Origin of the sequence: Embleya sp. NPDC059237, assembly GCF_042754105.1 — a bacterium.
In the GTDB taxonomy this organism is placed as follows: domain Bacteria; phylum Actinomycetota; class Actinomycetes; order Streptomycetales; family Streptomycetaceae; genus Embleya.
In genome coordinates this window covers 659646-678978 of sequence record NZ_JBHZAE010000002.1, presented here as the reverse complement: position 1 = coordinate 678978, position 19333 = coordinate 659646, and the positions used below count along the sequence as shown (strand labels likewise).

16 protein-coding genes and 1 riboswitch are annotated in these 19333 nt (G+C 71.3%); of the genes, 9 read left to right on the top strand and 7 right to left on the bottom strand.

All coding sequences use genetic code 11. The features are described from left to right. Window positions 1–118: 118 nt before the first annotated feature. From ACFXKZ_RS09745 to ACFXKZ_RS09730, 4 genes are all read left to right on the top strand, one after another. Window positions 119–1363, top strand: a complete 1245-nt coding sequence (locus ACFXKZ_RS09745) for a Tm-1-like ATP-binding domain-containing protein (protein WP_379998332.1) — start codon at window positions 119–121, stop codon at window positions 1361–1363. A 1-nt stretch (window position 1364) separates the two neighbouring features. Continuing rightward, on the top strand, window positions 1365–2228 hold the full coding sequence (locus ACFXKZ_RS09740) for a phosphoenolpyruvate hydrolase family protein (protein ID WP_379998330.1): 864 nt from the start codon (window positions 1365–1367) through the stop codon (window positions 2226–2228). 76 nt (window positions 2229–2304) lie between these two features. Beyond that, window positions 2305–2640: an EthD family reductase gene (locus tag ACFXKZ_RS09735; RefSeq protein WP_379998328.1), complete on the top strand. Its 336-nt coding sequence runs from the start codon at window positions 2305–2307 to the stop codon at window positions 2638–2640. A 196-nt stretch (window positions 2641–2836) separates the two neighbouring features. Beyond that, a riboswitch (cyclic di-AMP (ydaO/yuaA leader) is annotated at window positions 2837–3024 on the top strand. After that, window positions 3025–3750 (top strand): transglycosylase family protein, encoded by a 726-nt coding sequence (locus tag ACFXKZ_RS09730; RefSeq protein ID WP_379998326.1) that lies wholly within the window; start codon window positions 3025–3027, stop codon window positions 3748–3750. It begins immediately after the preceding riboswitch. A 159-nt stretch (window positions 3751–3909) separates the two neighbouring features. On the opposite strand, the gene ACFXKZ_RS09725 is transcribed toward ACFXKZ_RS09730, so the two are convergent. From ACFXKZ_RS09725 to ACFXKZ_RS09705, 5 genes are all read right to left on the bottom strand, one after another. Next, window positions 3910–4659, bottom strand: coding sequence for a hypothetical protein (locus ACFXKZ_RS09725; RefSeq protein ID WP_379998324.1), 750 nt, complete (start codon window positions 4657–4659; stop codon window positions 3910–3912). A gap of 87 nt (window positions 4660–4746) precedes the next feature. Continuing rightward, window positions 4747–6111: a carotenoid oxygenase family protein gene (locus ACFXKZ_RS09720; protein ID WP_379998322.1), complete on the bottom strand. Its 1365-nt coding sequence runs from the start codon at window positions 6109–6111 to the stop codon at window positions 4747–4749. 222 nt (window positions 6112–6333) lie between these two features. Then, entirely contained in the window at window positions 6334–7401 is a 1068-nt protein-coding gene (locus ACFXKZ_RS09715) for a threonine aldolase family protein (RefSeq protein WP_379998320.1), read from the bottom strand. Beyond that, entirely contained in the window at window positions 7383–8084 is a 702-nt protein-coding gene (locus tag ACFXKZ_RS09710; RefSeq protein ID WP_379998318.1) for an SDR family NAD(P)-dependent oxidoreductase, read from the bottom strand. The genes ACFXKZ_RS09715 and ACFXKZ_RS09710 overlap by 19 nt, the downstream gene beginning before the upstream one ends. Window positions 8085–8183: 99 nt before the next feature. Further along, window positions 8184–9569, bottom strand: a complete 1386-nt coding sequence (locus ACFXKZ_RS09705; RefSeq protein WP_379998316.1) for a DUF6421 family protein — start codon at window positions 9567–9569, stop codon at window positions 8184–8186. A 731-nt stretch (window positions 9570–10300) separates the two neighbouring features. On the opposite strand from ACFXKZ_RS09705, the gene ACFXKZ_RS09700 reads away from it, so the two are divergent. Together ACFXKZ_RS09700 and ACFXKZ_RS09695 are read left to right on the top strand one after the other, a co-directional pair. Beyond that, the gene (locus tag ACFXKZ_RS09700; protein WP_379998314.1) at window positions 10301–11050 is read left to right on the top strand and encodes a class I SAM-dependent methyltransferase; all 750 of its coding nucleotides are present in this window, start codon (window positions 10301–10303) and stop codon (window positions 11048–11050) included. 184 nt (window positions 11051–11234) lie between these two features. Continuing rightward, complete coding sequence (locus ACFXKZ_RS09695; RefSeq protein WP_379998312.1) at window positions 11235–11822, top strand: hypothetical protein; 588 nt, start codon at window positions 11235–11237, stop codon at window positions 11820–11822. Here the strand turns inward: ACFXKZ_RS09695 and ACFXKZ_RS09690 are convergent. Continuing rightward, the gene (locus ACFXKZ_RS09690; protein ID WP_379998310.1) at window positions 11814–13595 is read right to left on the bottom strand and encodes a cholesterol oxidase substrate-binding domain-containing protein; all 1782 of its coding nucleotides are present in this window, start codon (window positions 13593–13595) and stop codon (window positions 11814–11816) included. The two genes, ACFXKZ_RS09695 and ACFXKZ_RS09690, sit on opposite strands and share 9 nt — an antisense overlap. A 364-nt stretch (window positions 13596–13959) precedes the next feature. Then, complete coding sequence (locus tag ACFXKZ_RS09685) at window positions 13960–15459, bottom strand: sensor histidine kinase (protein ID WP_379998308.1); 1500 nt, start codon at window positions 15457–15459, stop codon at window positions 13960–13962. A gap of 274 nt (window positions 15460–15733) precedes the next feature. Between ACFXKZ_RS09685 and ACFXKZ_RS09680 the strand changes: the two genes are divergently transcribed. From ACFXKZ_RS09680 to ACFXKZ_RS09670, 3 genes are all read left to right on the top strand, one after another. Continuing rightward, the gene (locus ACFXKZ_RS09680) at window positions 15734–16705 is read left to right on the top strand and encodes an alpha/beta hydrolase (RefSeq protein ID WP_379998306.1); all 972 of its coding nucleotides are present in this window, start codon (window positions 15734–15736) and stop codon (window positions 16703–16705) included. Beyond that, on the top strand, window positions 16698–17819 hold the full coding sequence (locus ACFXKZ_RS09675) for an acyltransferase (RefSeq protein ID WP_379998303.1): 1122 nt from the start codon (window positions 16698–16700) through the stop codon (window positions 17817–17819). The genes ACFXKZ_RS09680 and ACFXKZ_RS09675 overlap by 8 nt, the downstream gene beginning before the upstream one ends. A 66-nt stretch (window positions 17820–17885) precedes the next feature. Further along, the gene (locus ACFXKZ_RS09670) at window positions 17886–19268 is read left to right on the top strand and encodes a sensor histidine kinase (protein WP_379998301.1); all 1383 of its coding nucleotides are present in this window, start codon (window positions 17886–17888) and stop codon (window positions 19266–19268) included. The last annotated feature ends 65 nt before the right edge of the window (window positions 19269–19333 follow it).

Genomic DNA, 19333 nt, shown 5'->3' with positions numbered 1-19333 from the left:
CCCGTCCTATCGCACGGTGCTTTGCATTGCCATGATCATCCGGTTGGGTTACTGTGCGCGGCCGTTCGCCGCCGAAGCGTCAACCCGGCAAGCCGTACCGACACCACCGGAGGCACCGATGCCCACCGTCGTACTGATCGGAACGCTGGACACCAAGGGGTCCGAATACGCGTGGCTGGCCTACCGGCTGCGGGCCAGAGGAGCCGAGGTCCTGCTGATGAACGTCGGCGTCCTGGGCGACTCGCTGGCCCAGGCCGATGTACAGGCGGGCGAGGTCGCCGCCGCGGCGGGCACCGATCTGGAGGACCTGCGCACCCGCGCCGACCGGGGCGCGGCGACCACCGCGATGGCCGAGGGCGCGGCCTCGATTCTGCGCGAACTCTTCGAGCAGGGACGGGTGGACGGGGTGCTCGCGATGGGCGGCTCGGGCGGCTCGGCGATCGCGTCCCACGCGATGCGCGCGCTGCCGGTGGGCGTGCCCAAGCTGCTGGTGTCCACGATGGCGGCGGGCGACGTGTCGCCGTACGTCGGCGCGGTGGACGTGACGATGATGTACAGCGTCGTGGACATCGCCGGGATCAACCGGCTCTCCGAACGCATCCTGGGCAACGCGGCGGACGCGATCGCGGGCATGGCCGGCGGCTACGCCGAGGACCGCGCGGCGGTCGCCGGGGTGACCGGCGAGGGCCGACCGCTGGTGGCCGCGACCCAGTTCGGCGTGACCACCCCGGCGGTGGACGCGGCGCGCGAGCGGCTCAACGAACTGGGCTACGAGGTACTGGTGTTCCACGCCACCGGGGCCGGCGGCCGGTCGATGGAGAACCTGGCCGAGGGCGGCTTCCTGGCCGGGGTCCTCGATCTGACCACCACCGAGCTGGCCGACGACCTGGTCGGCGGGGTGCTCAGCGCGGGCCCGCAGCGGCTGACCGCGGCCGGGCGGATGGGATTGCCGCAGGTGGTCAGCGTGGGCGCGCTGGACATGGTCAACTTCGGCCCCCGCGACACCGTTCCGCCGCGTTTCGAGGACCGGCTGTTGTACGTGCACAACCCGACCGTGACACTGATGCGCACCACACCGGCCGAAAACGCCGAACTGGGACGGCGGATCGCGGCCAAACTGATCGACGCGACCGGGCCCACCGCGCTGTACCTGCCGCTGCGCGGAGTCTCCGCGATCGACGTCGAGGGCGGACCCTTCTACGATTCCGACGCCGATACGGCGTTGTTCGACGCGCTGCGCGCCGGCCTCGACGGGACCGCCGTCGAGGTGCGCGAGGTCGCGACGGACATCAACGATCCGGCGTTCGCCAAGGCGGCGGCGGATCGATTGCACGAATTGATCACGAAGGGACACGTGGACTGAGATGAACGGACGCGAGGCGCGGGGCCGACTGCGCACGACGGTCGAGCAGGGCGGCGTCGTGATCGGCGCAGGCGCGGGCACCGGATTGTCCGCCAAGTGCGCCGAGGCCGGGGGTGTGGACCTGATCATCATCTACAACTCGGGCCGCTATCGCATGGCCGGCCGGGGTTCGTTGGCGGGACTGCTGCCGTACGGCGACGCCAACGCGATCGTGGTGGAGATGGCGGGCGAGGTGCTGCCGGTGGTGCGCAGTACCCCGGTCCTCGCGGGGGTGTGCGGCACCGATCCGTTCCGGATCATGCCGCACTTCCTGGACCGACTCGCGGCCATGGGCTTCGCGGGAGTGCAGAACTTCCCGACGGTCGGCCTGTTCGACGGTGTCTTCCGGCAGAACCTGGAGGAGACCGGGATGGGCTACGACCTGGAGGTGGAGATGATCCGGCTGGCGGCGGAGCGCGGCCTGCTCACGGCGCCGTACGTCTTCGATCCCGAGCAGGCCCGCGCGATGGCGGCGGCCGGCGCCGACGTGCTGGTCCCGCACCTGGGGCTGACCACCAAGGGCAGCATCGGCGCGACCACCGCGGTCACCCTCGACCAGGCGGTGGAGCGGGTGCAGGAGATGCGCGACGCGGCGGCGGAGGTCAACCCCGACGTGCTGGTGCTGTGCCACGGCGGGCCGATCGCCGAACCCGAGGACGCGGCGTACGTCTTGGCCCACACCACCGGCGTGGTCGGCTTCTTCGGCGCCTCCAGCATGGAGCGCCTGCCGACCGAGGTGGCCATCACCGAGCAGGCGCGGGCGTTCAAGAGCATCACCCCGAGTGGGGGCACCGCCACGGCGGGCGACACTCCGGCACATCCGTAACCAACGCGCCCGGCAGCAGATGCGTGGCGCACGCGCACGTCCGTCCGTCCGACAACCACGAGCGTGAGGACCCGGCATGTACAAGTTGACCGTGCTCTACGGCCACCCTGAAGACCCGGCGGCGTTCGACTCCTATTACTGGGACAAGCACGTCCCGCTGGCCCGCACCATGCCGGGACTGACCGGCTGGACCATCGGCAAGTGCGAACCGGATCCGTCCGGTGCGAAGCCGCCCTATTACCTGGTGGTCGCGCTGTACGCGCCCTCGCGCGCGGAACTCGAGGCGGTGCTGGATTCGCCCGAGGGGCGGGCCACGGTGGCCGATGTGCCCAATTTCGCGACCGGCGGCGCGACGTTCCTCTGGGACGAGGAGCGGGTAGTGGTTCCGGTAGAGCTGCCCGCGACGGAATAGCCCGTCGCTGAAGCACGCGTGACCACGCGGCCGCGCACCGTGTACGCCGGAGCCGTGACCTGCAAAGACGGCGACAAATCGGGCAAATAGGTGTTATTCCTCCCTATGGGGGACGTCACAAACCATCCGAAATGTTTGCCAACCCGGCGAACCGGTGCGTAGCTTCGTGGTTGTTCGCACAAGCGGACTCCCCGGGCGGTACGCCGAATCCTGCCGCCGTCCGAGGGAAGCAGTCGATATCGACTGGCGGCAGGAGCGGGGGAACCAAGTGAGCCGACATCGGCACTGCCGATGCCTGGGGTGAAGCCATGCCTGTGACAGGCGAGGCCGGGCCAATCGTCCGAACCCGACAGCTAACTTCGTAGGCGCCCGACGAGGTAATCAATGACCTTCCGTGCCATCACCGCTCCGGTTCGTTCGCTCTCTCGTGGCCGTCGCGCCGGCATCGCCGTCGCCGCCGGTGCGGGTCTCGTCCTTCCCCTCGTGGGCATGGCGGGCAGCGCGAACGCCGCGACTTCGTCCACCTGGGACGCGGTCGCCCAGTGCGAGAGCACCGGAAACTGGAGCATCAACACGGGCAACGGCTTCTCCGGCGGTCTGCAGTTCACCCCGAGCACCTGGAACGCGTTCGGCGGCAGCCAGTACGCGGCCAGCGCGGCGCAGGCCTCCAAGGCGCAGCAGATCGCCGTCGCCGAGCGGGTCCTGGCGAGCCAGGGCCCCGGCGCCTGGCCGGTCTGCTCCGTGAAGGCCGGTCTGGGCAAGGGCGGCGACGCCAACGCCACGGCCGAGTCCTCGACCACCGGCAAGACCAAGTCCGCGGTCGAGCCGAAGGCCGCGCCGACGTCCGAGGCCAAGCCCGCGACCGGCAATGCGCCGAAGCTCAACGTGCAGCCCAAGCAGGATGTTGCCAAGCAGGACGCGCCGAAGTCGGCCGCGACCGAGCGGGCGTCGGGCTCCGGCACCTACACCGTCAAGTCCGGTGACACGCTGTCCGCGATCGCGGCCAAGTTCGGTGTCAAGGGCGGCTACAAGGCCCTGCACACGGCCAACGCCGGCGTCCTCGGCGACAACCCGAACGTGATCGCCGTGGGCACCAAGCTCGCCGTCTGATCCATACCCTCACCACGTGGGCCCCGCCGAGACATTCGGCGGGGCCCACGCGCGTTCGACCAGGCCCGGCCGGGCCGTTGCACGCGCCCATCCCGATCCGGACATGCGCGAGATGGCGTTGGCGGTGAGCACCGGACGCGAGTAGGCCGAACGGCCCGGTCAGCTCTGCTCGGTGCGCAAAAGCCGCAGGAACGCCTTGATGCCGGAGATGACTTCCTGGTTGTCCGTCAACTGGCTGATGGTGTCCTCGAAGCGGCGGCCGAGGGCGTCCACCTTGCGGTCCGCCTCCTGGAAGCGCTTGGTGGTGTCGGCCGCCCCGAAGACCGTCGTCTCCTTGAGCTGCTCGATGCTCTCCAGCAACTCCTTGGTGCGGGTCTCCAGGGCCTCGACCTTGGCCTTGAGCGCCGTGACGTCCTGGCTGACCGCGAGCACGTCGTCGCGGGGGTGGGTCACCTCGCGCAGCATGGTGCGCAGCCGCTGGGACAGGTGCTCCGCATACGCCTGACCGGGTCGAAACAGGGTGCTGAGCAGGTAGAACCCGGCGAACCAGTAGCCCACCACGCCACCGGAGATCCAGGTGATCAGCGCGATCACGGCGGCGGAGAGCACGTGTGCGCCGATCGCGCCGTAGAGCAGTCGGCGGGCGATCCGCCGGGCCTCGACGTCACGCCCCTCCGGTACGGCCAGGCCCCGCTCCCGGCTGATCGCGATCTCCGTGATCACCCGCTGGGCCCGGAAGTACAGGTTCCACGGCGCGGTGAGCACCAGGATCAGCCAGAACAGACACACCGCCCCCGCCCCGAGCGAGAGCAGATCCGCCAGTGACGTGTCCTCGACGAAGTACAGCACGATGCCCAACGCCGTCGTGCCGACGAACAGCAGAACCGCAAGCAGCCTGGTCGCACCCACCCGAATCGCACTCCCACCCCACCCGGTGCCCGGCCCACCCGAGCACGCTGCTCGGACTGTAGAGCACGGAGATCACCGTGATCGGGTTCAGCCGTCGGCAACCGATCCGTCGGGGTCGGGGATCCACGAACCGTGGATCCCGGCCGGCACCCGGCGCGGCAATTCGACGGCCGCGATCGGCTGCGCGGTGATCCTGCGCGCGTCCAGTACCAGCAACTCCGAGGCATTCCGGGCCAGATCACTGATCACGGTGAGCAGGTAGCCGTCGTCCTCGGCGGTGCCGCCCTCGGCCGGCACGAACACCGCCTCGCCGGGCATACGGTCGCGCCCCTGCCCGGCGATCCACCGCTCCCCGCTCACCCGGTCGTACTTGACGATCGCGTACTCGCGCAGCCCCGCCCCGGGAAAGGCCGACGCGTAGCCGAATCGGTGCGGCCGGCCCACCGCGCGGGCGTCGATCGTGGGGAACTCGACGACCAGCGAGTCCAGTGCCTGCTCGCCCGCGACGCCCGAGGCCGGGTCCAGGATCCATCGGTGCGAGATCGCGCCGACCACGGGTGATTCGGGGTAGCCGGGCGCACCCACCCACCACCGCCAACTCGTCTCCCACGCGGCCCGATCGAACCTCGGTGCCTCCAGCACGATCCGACCGCGCGCGTCCTCGTACGCGTTGGCCACATGCAGCACCATCCCCGGAGACACCTCGAACCAGGTCGGCACGGCCGGGCCGGTGCGCGGCATCACGCCGATCCGGGGCGCGTAGGACTCGCTCCAGCGGTAGGGCACACCGGAGGACTCGGCCGGGTTGAACACCACCGGCAGGTCGAGCCAGACCACATGGCGTCGCGTCAGCCCGAAGTCGTGCATCAGCGAGGGTCCCGCGCCGCAGATCACCTCGCTGCGGATGATCCGCCCTCGGGGCGACGCGACGTGGTACGTCAGATACGGCGGGGTCGGCGAGTAGCCGAAGAAGTGCAGTTCGCCGGTGCCCGGATCGGTTTTGGGATGCGCGGTCATCGCGGTGGTCAGCCCGCCGGCGAAGTCGTACGGGCCGACCGTGTCCAACTCGCGGGTCACCTCGAACGGGAGGTTGGCCTCCTGGAGCGCGAGCAGCCGACCGGCGTGTTCGACGATGTGCGTGCCGGCGATGCTCGCGGTCAGGTCGACGCTGCCGTCCGCGCGCACATACGGCGCGCCGTTCCACGCGGGGGTGCGCACCCACCGGTTGCGGTACCACTCGGCCCGGCCGGCCCGCAGCCGGATGCCGTGCAGCATGCCGCTGCCCCGGAACCAGTGCGACGGCACGTCACCGGGTCGCGGGTTGTGCCCGTTGCGGATGTAGCGACCGTTCAGCTCCGGCGGAAGCATGCCCCGAACCTTCAGGTCGCGCCGGTCGATCTCGTCGGCGACAGGCGCGAAGTGCTCGGCGAGATAGGGCTTTCGCAGGTCCACGACGGCGCGCTCCGATCACCTGGGTCGGTGACTGTAGCACCTGCCGCCGCCGATTCGGCACCCGATGTGAACGAGCCCTCGCCGACCCGTGCGCCCCGAAAGAAGTCCGCAACCGGCCGGAAACCGGCACCACTTCGAGGTCGATGCGACAAAGCCCCGGCACTACGCGAAGGCGGGCCGGGGTACCCGCCCCGACCCGCCCACCGCCGTGCGCCCGTTCGGCTAGCGCGCGCCCAACTCCTCGGCGAGCGCGGTCGCGAAGGCCTCGATGTCCGCCTCGGTGGTATCGAACGCCGTCATCCAGCGCACCTCGCCGATCGACTCGTCCCAGGTGTAGAAACGGAACCGCTTCTGCATCCGCTCGGTGACATCCGCCGGCAGCACCGCGAACACCGCGTTGGCCTGCGGCATCCGAGACAGCGTCACCCCGTCCAGGTCGGCGACCTTCTCGGCGAGCAGCGCCGCCATCGCGTTCGCGTGCCGCGCGTTGCGCAGCCACAGATCGCCGGACAGCAGCGCCTCGAACTGCACCGACACGAACCGCATCTTGGACGCGAGTTGCATCGCCGCCTTGCGCAGATACTTGATGCCGCGCGCCGCGTCCGGGTTGAGCACGACCACGGCCTCGCCGAACATCAGGCCGCTTTTGGTGCCGCCGAAGGACAACACGTCCACGCCCACGTCCGTGCTCAGCGCGCGCAGCGGCACGTCCAGCGCGGCGGCGGCGTTGGCCAGGCGCGAGCCGTCCAGGTGGGCGAGCATGCCGTGGTCGTGCGCGTGCGCGACCAACGCGGCGATCTCGTCCACCGTGTAGACCGTGCCCAGTTCGGTGCTCTCGGCGAATGAGACCACCCGCGGCTGGGCCCGGTGTTCGTCGCCCCAACCCCACGCATGCGTATCCACGAGTTCGGGGGTGAGCTTGCCGTCGGGGGTGGCCACGGAGAGCAGCTTCAGGCCCGCCACCTTCTCCGGCGCGCCGCACTCGTCCACGTTGATGTGCGCGGTGGCCGCGCAGATCACCGAGTCCCAGCGGTCGGTCATCGACTGCAGGCCGACCACGTTGGCCCCGGTGCCGTTGAACACCGGGAACACCTCCGCGCGTTCGCCGAAGTGGGCGCGGAAGACCTCGGTCAGGTGCTCGGTGTAGACGTCCTCGCCGTAGGAGATCTGGTGTCCACCGTTGGCCGTGCCGATCGCGGCCAACACCTCGGGATGTATGCCCGCGTAGTTGTCGCTGGCGAAACCGCGCGCGTCGGGGTCGTGACGCGGGGTCAGGGGACGTTCAGGCACAGTCGTTTCCCGTTCAGGTCGATGGCCGGGGTGTTCCACAGACCCGCGATCTCGGCGGCGAGATCGGCGACGTCGGTGAATCCGGCGAACTTTGCGTTGGGTCGGGCCTCGCGCATCTCGTCGTTGACGAGCGCCTTGACCACCAGGATCGTGGCCGCCGCCTCGGTGTCGGTGAACGCGTCGGCGAGCGCGAGGGTCCAGGTCTCCGCCGCGGCCTTGGCGGCGGCGTAACCCGCGTTGCCCTGGGTCGGCTGTCCGGCCGCGGCGGCGGAGATCAGTACGAACCGACCGCGCGGGCTGCGCGCGAGCGCTTCGTGGAAGGCCAGCGTGGTGTGCTGGAGGGTACGTACGAGCAGGTTGTGCAGCAGGGCCCAGTCGTCGAGCGAGTTGTCGCCGAACTTCTTGCCGCCGCGCCAGCCGCCGACCAGGTGCACCAGCCCGTCCACCCGGCCGTGCTCGCGCTCGACCTCCTCCGCCCAGCGGCGGGTGGCGTCCGGGTCGAGCAGGTCCACCACCGCGCCGTGCGCTCCGGGCGCGGCGTCCACGCTCGCCCGCAATCGTTCGGCGTTCGCGTCCGCGCCGTACACCCGGGCGCCGGCGCCGACCAGCCGTTCGAGCACCGCCCGCCCGGTGGGTCCACCCGCGCCCGCGACCGCGATCACCGCGCCTTCGAGACCGTTCATCACTGCGACTCCTCGTTCACGTGCCGTTCGTCCTGCCCCGTACCCCGGTGGGCGCACGTCGCACCCATCACGTCGGTCGCATCCGTCGCATCCGCACGGTCACGACACCGCGGCCTCCCGCTCGCGCGCCTCGACCGGGCCCGTCGGCGGGGCGTCGGCGGTGATCCCGCGCGTGGACGCGATCACGTCGCGCAGCCGCCGGTTCAGCGCCTCGTAGAACATGCTCAGCGGGAACTCGTCGGGCAGCACCGCGTCCACGAGCGCCTTCGGCGGGCCGTCCATCGGCAGCGCGGCGGTCCCCTTGGCCCACACCGACCCCGGGTGCGACGGCACATACTTGGCGACCAACTGGTAGCCGGCCAGCCAGTGGCCGACCTTCGGCCGGTCGACACCCTCGCGGTAGAGCCGGTCCACCTCGTCGAACAGGCCGAGCACCGCGTCGGTGATCCGGTCCCAGTCGATGGTGAGCCGGTTGTCCGACCAGTCGAGCACACCCGCGCGGTGCAGGTAGGCGAACAACAGCTGCCCGCCGAGCCCGTCGTAGTTGCGCACCCGCCCACCGGTGACCGGGAAGCGGAACAGCCGGTCGAAGATCACCGCGTAGCGCACCAGCGGCGCGGTCGGCTCGCCCTCCGCGGACAGCGCGACCGCCTCGCGGAACGCGGTCAGGTCGCAGCGCAGCTCCTCCAGGGCGTACATCCAGAACGGCATGCGCTGCTTGATCATGAACGGGTCGAACGGCATGTGCCCGCGCATGTGGCTGCGGTCGTGGATCAGGTCCCACAACACGAACGCGTTCTGGGCGAGCTGCTGGCTCTCGACCAACGCCTGTGCCTCCGGCGGCAGTTCCAGGCCGAGGGTGTCCGCCGCGGCGGTCCCGACCCGGCGGAAGCGAGCCGCCTCGCGGTCGCAGAAGATGCCGCCCCAGGTGAACCTGGGTACTTCGCGGACGGCGACGGTCTCGGGGAAGAGCACCGCCGAGTCGGTGTCGTATCCGTCGGTGAAGTCGACGAACGCGAGCGGCACGAACATCGCGTTGTCGTAGCGCGTCGCTTCCAGGTCGGCCAGCCACTGCGGCCACACCACGCGCAGCAGGACCGCCTCGACGTTGCGGTTCGGATTGCCGTTCTGGGTGGTCATCGGGAAGACCACCAGGTGCTCCAGACCGTCCCGCCGGTTCTGCTCGGGGCGGAAGGCGACCAGCGAGTCCAGGAAGTCCGGGCGCGCGAAGTCGGCCTCGGCCCAGCGGTGGAAATCGGCCACGACGGCGTCGAGGTAGGCCTCGTCGTGCGGGAACAGCGGGGCGAGCGCCGCGATGGCGGCGGTGATGTCGGCGACCAGGAGGCGGGCGGCAGCATGCCCGGACGGCTCGATCGAGCCGTCCTTGGCCTGAAGCGGACGCAGGTCGGCAACGGCTTCCTTGAGCACCGGCCACTGCGGGTGGTCGACGGCGGTACGGACGGCTACGCGGGTCATGTCGGACATGAAACCCCCTCAGGGAAACGCAGGAACCACGGTCAGGCGAACCTATGTCAAAAGAATTTCACGTGGCAAGGCCGATTCAAACGCAATCTTATCGTCTCCAGTGCGTTTTGCCCGAATAAGTTGAGAATGCGATCATCTTGCTCGCGGCAAGTCCACGGCCGGCCCGATGCCGACCGAAGCGCGGCCCGACCCTGATCGCCCGGGGAGAAGCCAGAAGATTTCGCCGACCCGGCCGCCGAAGGCTGTCGCCATGGACCGTCGATCCGCTCTTCGGAATACTGATTCCGGATCACGAAACCAGTCGACCATGGGAACGCTCCCGGATCCGCATCCACTCTCACTGCCCGAACCTGCGATCCCGTACGCCGATGGCCCGGAGCACGAGCGTCACGGGCGGCAGGGGGTCACGCTCGGGCAGGAAGTGCGGTCAGCCCCGACCCGTATTGCTTCGGGCCGGGGCTGACACGGTGCGGTGCCGGCCGCGCCGGTCTGCGGGGTGGTGCCGGCTCGGCGCGGCGGGATCGGGGGCCCTGATGACGAGGTCCGGGCCCGGACATACCGACGAACTCGGCCACCTGTGCGCCACGTGCACCGCTCTCGGGGACGGGCCGCACGAACCCGGCGCGTGCGTGGCACGGAGTTCGGCCACCAGGGCGGCACCGCCACACCCGCAGTGACCCACTCGCGATATTCGGGTGAACGCAGGGAAGGGGCTGCGTAGGGTGACGGGCGTGGACCCAGCGGACTTCTACACCGGCATCGTCGCGGAGCTCTATGGACCGCTGAAATCCTTCTCCCAGGATCCCGAACCCTACGCGGCCTTCATTCGGCAAGCCGGCATACCGGCACTGGAGCTGGGGTGCGGAGACGGTGACCCCCTGCTCGAACTGTGCCGACGCGGCCTGGACGTCGACGGCGTCGACTCCTCCGCCGACATGCTGGAGCGGCTCCGACGCCGGGCAGACGAACAAGGCATCCGTGCCACCGTGTTCCACCAGCGCATGGAGGCTTTGAACCTGCCCCGCCGCTACCGGGCGATCTTCCTGGCCGGGCCGACCTTCACCCTGCTTCCCGATGACGCCACAGCGCTCACCGCCCTGCGCGGCATCCGCGATCACCTGACTGAGGGCGGCACCGCCCTGGTGCCCCTGTTCACCCCCGCACCCACCCCCGCCGAACAGATCGGCCGGGTGCGCACGGCCACCGCACCCGACGGCGCCGAACTCCGGGTATCCGTCGTCTCCGAGCAACGCGACGAGACAGCCCGGACACAGACGACTCTTCTACGCTACGAACGGCACCACGGTTCGGACAGCACCATCGAAGACCGCCCGTGGATCATGCATTGGTACCCCCGGGACCGGTTCGAGACGCTGGCCATGACCGCCGGCCTGACCGTGATCGCGGTCACCGACCCGGACGGTAAACCCGCCTTTGCCGATTCGACCGACCTGCTGCACTTCCGACTCCGAACCACCTGAGGGCCTCGCCTCCGAGAAGGCCCAGGATCACCCTCCGCGACCGCTCCCCAAGATGGGGCGCCGTCGATTATTGCGTCGTTCGTGGTGCCCCACCTGGGAGGATGGGCGTGTGTACGGGTCGGGTGAGGTTGATGGTGCGGGGTTTCCCGGTGCGGCGGTCGGGCTTTTCGAGACGCATGTCACCGTGGGGACCCCGGATGTGGACGGGTTGGTTCGGTGGGCCGCCGAGGCGGGCGTCGGGGTGACGCACATCGTGTTGGCGCGAGGGCGGACCGTGTCGCAGCCGATGGTCACCGAGCGGGCCACCACGACCCTGCCGGCGGCTCGGGAGCGGGCCGCGGAGTTGGCCGATGTGTTGGCGCGGGGCGGGCATCGGGTGACGCGGACCAAGATCGAGGTGGCGCCGTGGCATCCGGGGGTGCCTCGGACGGACGCGCAGGCGCGGGAACTCGGGTCCGGGATGTATTTCGAGCATCACGTGAAGCTGGTGTTGGCCGAAGGCGCCGCCGAGTCGGGCGGGTTGGTGACCGCGGTGCTGCGGCATGGGGCGCATCTGTCGTACAACGCGCGACGCGTGCGGGCGGACGGGCGGGCCGAGCGGTTTGTCACGCAGCGCTGCCACGGGGTCGGGGACGTGGCGGCCACCCGGGCCGCGGAGGACCTGGTGACCGCCCTGGCCGAGTACGAAATCGCCTCGATGGAGCGAGAGTTCGTGGTGTACGACGACAACGGGTCGCTGGATGACGGCTGGTTGGGCGGGCGGTCAGGGTAGGAGCACGTCCAGGAACGGGTTGGCGAAGACGCGACTCGGGTCGTACGTGTTCAAGGTGGCGCGGGCCGTGTCGAAGTTCGCCGTCGTGGGCAGGCCGGCGCGGAACGCGTTCGGGATGCGGCCGGTCACGGCGGCCGTGTCGGTCCAGGCGCCGCCGAGGCCGTACGCCCAGCCCTTGGACCACTCCGGGCGGACACAGGCGTAATTGCCGGTGTAGTTGGCCCAGATCCAGGAGTCCATCTCCCGGTAGAAGTCGTGGTTGGCGGGGGTGCCGGGCAGGGTGGCGACGTCGAGCCAGACCACGGTGTCCCATTCGGGATGGTCGGGGCGCGGGCGGGCGGCGGACAGGGTCGGCTCGACCGCGTTCGCGACCACGACCTCGCTCGCCCGGTCCACGCCGGTCACCCGCAACTCGATCGGACTGTTGCACGGATACTGTCCGTTGGCCTTGTACGCGCTCAATAGGCCCGTGTAGCGCACGAAGAACTCGTTGAGCACCCGTTGCACGTTCGCCCGCGCGGTCAGCACCGCCCAACCGCCCTCGTGGATGCGCAGCGTGGTCGGTTCGACGAAGAGCTGGGTGTTCTTCGACCAACCCCAGATGTCCCAGGTCCAGGTCACGATCAGGCCCGAGCCGACCACCGCCATCTCGGCGTTGGTGAACACCTCGGTGCCGCCGACGTTGCCGGTGGCGATGTCGGCGAGGAATTTCGCCTGGTCCTCGGTGACGAAGTTGGCGAACGTGTACGGGTACGGCGCGTTGATCTGGGTCGACACCCACGGCTTGCTCGGCGCGACGCTCCACACCTTGAGCCACGGCACCGTGGTGAACGGGAACCAGATCACCTCGACCCGGCCGGAGTCGCGCAGGTAGTCGGCGAGTTTCTTGCCGGAACCGCCGGGTGGCCCGAGCAGGGTGCCGATCTGGTCGTGGTAGAAGTTCTGGCAGCGCAGCCGCTGGTTCGTGTTGGTCTGGAGGGTGACCTCGGTGACGAAGGCCCGGCCCAGGTGCACCAGGAAGGGGCCGATCTCGGGGTTGTCGCGCCGGAAGGTCTTCAGGACGTACGCACCGGCCGCCGGATCCCACACCACGGCCGTCAGCGCCGTCACCAGGTTGCTCAACGTGCCGTAAGTGCCGCCCTGGGGCAGGGTTTCGCCGGGTGTCGGGATGCCGCTGCCGTGTGCGCCGACGGCCAGCACCCCACCCACGCTCAGCTTGCCCGGCGCGGTGGTGGCGATCATCCCGCGACCGACCTCCTCCAGTTTGGTCAGCAGGCGCTCGATGCTGCATCCGGTCTCGACGGTCACCGTGGTGGGCGAGCCCGGGTTGATCACCAGCGAGGTCAGGTTTCGTGTGGTGTCCACCATCAGGGTGCGCGAGGTGTCCGCGCCGGGCGGGATCAGGATCGGCGACCAGTTGTGGCTCATGCCGCGCGGGCGGAGCCGATAGCCCTTGGCGCGTGCCCAGTTGGCCAGGGTCACCACGTCGGAGGGGTGCGCGGGTACCGCCGTCCAGACGTCGTCGGCGCGCATCTCGCCGGACCAGTTCCGGTATTGCTGCACGCCCAGCGTGATGCCGGCCGGGAAGTCGGGCGGGGCCGGCGGCGCGGCGGCCCCGGCGGCGGGGGCCAGGCCGACGGGGGTCCACTGGGCCGCGACGAGCGCGGCGCCGGCGAGGCCGCCGAGCACCGCGCGGCGGGACGGGCTCGGGTCGGGATTCGGGTTCGGGTTCGAGTGGTTCGGGTTCGGACTCGGGTGGTTCGGTCGGGGCATCAGGATGCCTTTCGGGCGTCCCGAGGGCCTGCAGCCCGGGGGAATTCGACATGCGGAATCGGTGGCTCCGGTTCCGGAAGATCGATCTGCTGCGTGCCGAGGAGCGAGGTGGAGCGGTGATGTCGAACACCACGGCGCGGGAGCGGAGAAACGGATCCGGGCGCCGTGCGGTGCCGTGCCGGTGCAGCCGTGCCGGGCGTGCCGAGGCGGCGGGTTCGGGGTGGTTCCGAACCCGGGGCCGGTCGGCCGAACAGTGCGACGCGGCTGGCCCGAGGGTCCATCCGGGGGCCGCGCAAGTCAACACCGAAAGGTGGGTGACACGTGTCGAGGATCGAGAAGTCGGCGCGGCCGGATCCTCCGGGTATCAGCCGGTTTCGGGGCGTGATCCCGTCAGTACTCCCGGTGTCGATGCCGGGGCGGAGTCCGAACGATCGTGGTGATCCGAACGGCCCGAACGCTCCGCGTGCTCCGGGCGGTCCACGTGCTCCGGGGCGGGGCGGCCCGCCTTGGATCGATCCCGGCCCGACCGCTCCCGGGCCGGGCGTACCGGACGCGCGCGCGACACCCGGGCGACCCCGCTCGGCGGCTCGACGGACGCGGTCTCGGCTTCGGCTTCGGCTTCGGCTTCGGTCGAAGTCTCGGCCCGTGGCGGCTCGTTCGGGTCACCCGGCGCACCGGAATCCACGGCCGCCGTCGCCGCGCCGGCCCCCACCGACAACCGCGCGTCCAACTCGAAGCCCCCATCCGCCCGCGGCCCCGCCCGGAACGTGCCCCCCGTCAGCTCGATCCGCCGATGCAGCCCGACCAATCCCGTGCCACCCGCGCCCAGTTCGATCTCCGGCGGCCGGGTGGGCGCGGTGTTCGTCACGGTGATCCGCACCTCGCCGTCGGTGTGCCGCACCAGGACCCGGACGAAGGCGCCCGGCGCGTGCTTGTGCACATTCGTCAGTGCCTCCTGGACCACCCGATACGCGGTGCGCACCACCACCGGCGAGGCCGGCCGGGCCGTACCCTCCACCTCCAGGCGCACATCCACCCCCGCCGCCACCGACTCCTCCACCAGCGCGGATGCGTCCAGCACCGCCGGTTCCACCGGGGCGCGCGCGTCACGCTCCTGCGCGGCACGCAACACCGAGACCAGATCGCGCAGTTCGGCCAGCGCCTGACACCCGGTCGAACGCAGGTCCTCCGCCGCCCGCCGGGTCGCGTCGTCGACCGCCTGCGAACGCATCGCGCCCGCCTGGAGGACCATCAGGCTCACCCGGTGCGTGACGATGTCGTGCATGTCCCCGGCCAGCCGGTTGCGCTCCTCCTCCCGGGCCTGCTCGGCACGCAACTCCTGTTCACGCTCGGCCCGTTCGGCACGCTCGCCGAGGGCAGCGATGAGCCGGCGGCGTGAGGCGATGTAGAGGCCGTAGCACGCGGGAGTGAGCGTTCCGAAGGTGTTCCCGGTGTTGTTGGCGAGATCCCGCCAATCCCAAGGCTGCCACGTGGCCAGGCACAGGACGCCGATCAACAACCACATCCGCCGGCGGTCGCTCACGTAGACCGCGACCGCGTAGGCCGCCAAGAGGGCGCCGAAGGACTGGCCCTGCAGCAGCGTGGGCGCGATGACCGCGACGCACACCTCGGGATGCCGGCGTCGGACGATCAGGATCAGCCCGGCGATCGCCTGGGCCACGTACGTCAGCCATGCGTTCGCGACGTCCGCACCCGACTCGTGCAGATGCACCGCCAAGGCGATCGCGGGAACCAGCGGCCCGACCACGATCGCCACCGTGAGGTCGAAGGCGAACGAGCGTCGGGCCTGCGGCCAGGAGGGGAACGGGCGGCGGATCGACTCGGCGGCGGAGCGAAAAGTCACGGATGCCACGGTAGCCGGCCGCACCCGGCGCGCCGTCAGCCCAGCGGAGGAGAGCACGCGTGATACCTGAGGCGCGAACCACCCCCGGCACGGGCTGCCCGGCGCGAACCGCCCCCGGCGCGGGCCGCCCCGGAAGTCCCCGCCGACGCTCGACCACGCGAGTGGCCCATGTAGTCCCCCAGAGCTACCCGCAGGGTCCACTCCCTGGCGCGACGCAGGCTACGGACGCCGATTCCTAGCTTCGAGTCCGGAACTTCGAGGACGGGAGCGGGAGATGCGTGGTCGGCTGCGAATGGGCCTGGTCTCGGTGCTGGTGGCGGCCGGGCTGGCCGGGCCCGGCGTGGGTGCGGCGGAGGCCGCCGCGGCGGCCCCGCCGACGCTGCCGGCGATGTCCGCGACCACCCTGGGAGAGCGTTACACCGCCAACCAGCGGGCCATCGCCGACGCGGCCGGGCTGGCCCGGGACACCGGACACACCGGCCGGGCGGACAAGCTGGCGCGGATGGCCGACCCGGCCCGGACCTTCCTGTCCTTCGACGGCCGCGCGGGCCGGGTACGGGCGGTCGAGGTGGTCGGCGACCTGGCCGCCGCGGACCGGATCGCGGTCCTGGTGCCGGGCGCGGACACCGACCTGGACCACTTCGACACGCGCGGCGACAAGCCGTACTCGGCCCCCGGCGGCGGCGCGCGCGCCCTGTACGCGCAGATCCACACCCAGGACCCGACCGCCCGCGTCGCGGTGATCGCCTGGCTCGGCTACTCCCCGCCGCACACGATCAGCCTCGACGTGCTGACCACCGGCCGGGCCGACGACGGCGCGCGCGAACTGCGCCGCTTCGTCGCCGGGCTGTACGCGGTCGCGCCTGCCGCGCAGGTGTCGCTGCTGTGCCACTCCTACGGCTCGGTGGTGTGCGGGCGGGCGGTCTCCACGATCGACGTGGCCGATCTCGCCGTGTTCGGCAGCCCCGGCCTGGGTGTCGACGACCGGGACGACCTGGGCACCGGCGCCCGCGTCTGGGCCGGTCGCGGCGACTCGGACTGGATCGACGTGGTGCCGCACCTCAGCATCCCGTTCTTCGACACCACCGTCGGCTTCGGCGCGGACCCGACCTCGCGCGGCTTCGGCGCCCGCGACTTCGCGGCCGGCGGCGGTGGCCACTCGGACTACCTGCGGCCCGGCGGGCGGGCCCTGTACAACCTCGCGTTGATCGTGCGAGGCCGCGCGACGGAGGTGACCCATGGCTGAACCGGGCGTGCTGGTACGCCGGATCGAGCAATCGACCCCCGCCGACCGCGAGCGGGAGGTGGACGGTCTGCGGGCGTTCGCCATCCTCGGCGTGGTCCTCGGCCACTGGATCGTCACGGGCGTGTCCGCCGGCGCCGACCACTGGCGGACCGACAGCCCGCTGCGCCGACTGCCGGACTTCGCCCCGGCCACCTGGCTGCTCCAGCCGCTGGCGGTGTTCTTCCTGGTCGGCGGGTACGTGGGGGCACGCTCGTACGCCCACGCGAGGAGCCACCGGGCGTGGGCCCGGCGGCGGATGATCCGGCTCGGCCGGCCGATCGCCGCGCTGCTCGCGGTGTGGACCGTACTCATGGCGCTGCTCGCCGACTTCGTACCCGGCGACACCCTCCACACGCTCGGCAAGCTCGTGCTCTCCCCGCTGTGGTTCGTGCTCGTCTACGCGGGCCTGACCCTGCTCACCCCACTGGTGGTCCGCCTCGGCCGGGCCGGGCCGCCGCTCGCGCTCGCCGTGGTCGCCGCGGTGGACCTGACCAGGTTCGCCGCCGACGGGCCCGCCGCGCTCGGCTGGGTCAACGTGCTCGCCGGCTGGCTGGTCCCGTACAGCCTCGGGGTGCTCTGGGCCGGTCCGCATCGGGCCCGGATCGAGCGACTGGGCGGTCCGCTCCTGGTGGCGGGCGCGCTCGGCTGCGCCGCGCTGATCCGCTGGTGCGGCTATCCGGTCAGCATGGTCGGCGTCCCGGGCCAGGCGATCTCCAACCTCAACCCGCCCACCCTCGCGGCGGTCGCCTTCGGTCTTGCCCAGTGCGGCCTGGCACTGCTGGTCCGGGCCCCGCTGCGCCGGGCGCTGAGCCGGCATCCGCGCACGTGGGCGGCGGTGGCGCTGGTCAATCTGTCCGCGATGACGGTGTTCCTGTGGCACCAGAGCGCGATGCTCGCGACCACCGCGGTCGGCATCGCCCTGGGCGGACTGCCCGGCCTGGGTACCGCGCCCGACGGACTGCCGTGGGTGGCCGCGCGGATCGGCTGGATGCCGGTGTTCGCCGCCGTGCTGCTCGTGTTGTGGACGGTGTTCCATCGGTGGGAGACCGCCGGCGGGCGGTCGCGTAGCTCCTGAGAGTGATATCCCGGATCACCCGGGTCGGGGACGCCGGGCTCCGGGCCTGGCTCTAGCCTGCTGTGGATGAGCACAAAGGCAGGCGGATCGGGCGGGCGGGACATCGACGTCGCGGATGCGGCGGGCGGCGCCGAGACCTCGACCACCGTCCGGGCCGGTGCGGCGGACCGGGTGCGGCGGGGGCTGACCACGCTGCGCGGCGACCTGTTCGACGCCCGGGTCCGAACCGAGCGACCGCCCGCCCCGTTCAGCAGCCGCGCGGTCGCCCTGGCGCTGCACTACCTCACCGTGGTGCTCGTCGTGGGCATCCAGGGGGCTGTGTTCGCCGGCTATCCCGGGGTGTCCGGCGGGGCGGCCTTCGCCCTGGGCCTCGCCACGGGTGTTCCGATCCTGCTCGCACCGCAACGACCGATCGTGGCCTGGTGGATGTCGCTCGGCTCGACCGCGGTGTGCGCGCTGGCCGCCACGCCGGGCGGGTCCGGGTCCGGCGGAACCCCCGCCATGCAGTGGCCGTGGAGCGCGGTCGGCGTGGTTGCCCAGGTGGTGGTGATGGCCCATGTCGCCTTCCACACCCCGGTGCGGATCGTGCTGGAGACGTGGGTGTGCACCGCGCTGCTCGGCGTGGTGCTGGTGCGCAACGCCCAGGACGACCCGTCGCGCTGGGACACGATGCCCGCCGTGGCGCTGCTGACCGCGACCGTGATGATCGTCGTGGTCGCCTTCCGGGGCCGCAGCGACGCGCGCCGCGAACTCGCCGTACAGTCCGACCTGACCGCCACCGAGCGGGAGCGCAGCGCACTCCTGGAGGAACGTGCGCGGATCGCCCGCGAGTTGCACGACGTGGTCGCACACCACATGTCGGTGATCGCGATCCAGGCCGAAGCGGCCCCCTACCGAGTCGCCGACCCGCCACCGGAGTTGGTGCGCAGCTTCGTCACGATCCGGGCCAACGCGGTCGACGCGCTGGCCGAACTCCGCCGCGTGCTCGGCCTGTTGCGCACCGAGGGCGACGGCGAGGGGGCCGCGGCGGTGGACCGGGGCGGGCGACCCGCCCCGCTGCCGACGCTGGAGCGACTGCCCGAACTGATCGACAACGTGCGCGCGGCGGGGATGACGGTGGACCGCGTCACCGTCGGCGCCCCGCGCCCGCTGCCCCAGGGCGTCGATCTGTCCGCCTACCGGATCGCCCAGGAGGCGCTGAGCAACGCGCTGCGCCACGCGTCCGGCGCGCGGGTGCGGGTCGAGGTCGCGTACGTGCCGACCGGACTCGGCCTGCGCGTACACAACGAACCGCCGCCGCACCCGACGCCGCCCGCGCGCGAGGGCTCCGGGCAGGGCGTGATGGGCATGCGCGAGCGGGCCGCGATGATCGGCGGCACCCTGGAGGCCGGGCATACTCCCGAGGGCGGTTACCACGTCGAGGTCTTCCTGCCGACGGACGGGCAATGACGCCGCCCACCGGTGGGGAAGCCGGGGCACCTGCCATGGACCGCGACCACGACCGAACGGTAGGG

Excerpts from the sequence above, each read along its gene's own strand:
- ACFXKZ_RS09670 (WP_379998301.1), top strand. The coding sequence starts at position 17,886 with ATGAGCACAAAGGCAGGCGGATCGGGCGGGCGGGACATCGACGTCGCG.
- ACFXKZ_RS09740 (WP_379998330.1), top strand. The coding sequence starts at position 1,365 with ATGAACGGACGCGAGGCGCGGGGCCGACTGCGCACGACGGTCGAGCAG.
- ACFXKZ_RS09675 (WP_379998303.1), top strand. The coding sequence starts at position 16,698 with ATGGCTGAACCGGGCGTGCTGGTACGCCGGATCGAGCAATCGACCCCC.
- ACFXKZ_RS09680 (WP_379998306.1), top strand. The coding sequence starts at position 15,734 with ATGCGTGGTCGGCTGCGAATGGGCCTGGTCTCGGTGCTGGTGGCGGCC.
- ACFXKZ_RS09710 (WP_379998318.1), bottom strand. The coding sequence starts at position 8,084 with ATGAACGGTCTCGAAGGCGCGGTGATCGCGGTCGCGGGCGCGGGTGGA.
- ACFXKZ_RS09730 (WP_379998326.1), top strand. The coding sequence starts at position 3,025 with ATGACCTTCCGTGCCATCACCGCTCCGGTTCGTTCGCTCTCTCGTGGC.
- ACFXKZ_RS09690 (WP_379998310.1), bottom strand. The coding sequence starts at position 13,595 with ATGCCCCGACCGAACCACCCGAGTCCGAACCCGAACCACTCGAACCCG.
- ACFXKZ_RS09735 (WP_379998328.1), top strand. The coding sequence starts at position 2,305 with ATGTACAAGTTGACCGTGCTCTACGGCCACCCTGAAGACCCGGCGGCG.
- ACFXKZ_RS09705 (WP_379998316.1), bottom strand. The coding sequence starts at position 9,569 with ATGTCCGACATGACCCGCGTAGCCGTCCGTACCGCCGTCGACCACCCG.
- ACFXKZ_RS09745 (WP_379998332.1), top strand. The coding sequence starts at position 119 with ATGCCCACCGTCGTACTGATCGGAACGCTGGACACCAAGGGGTCCGAA.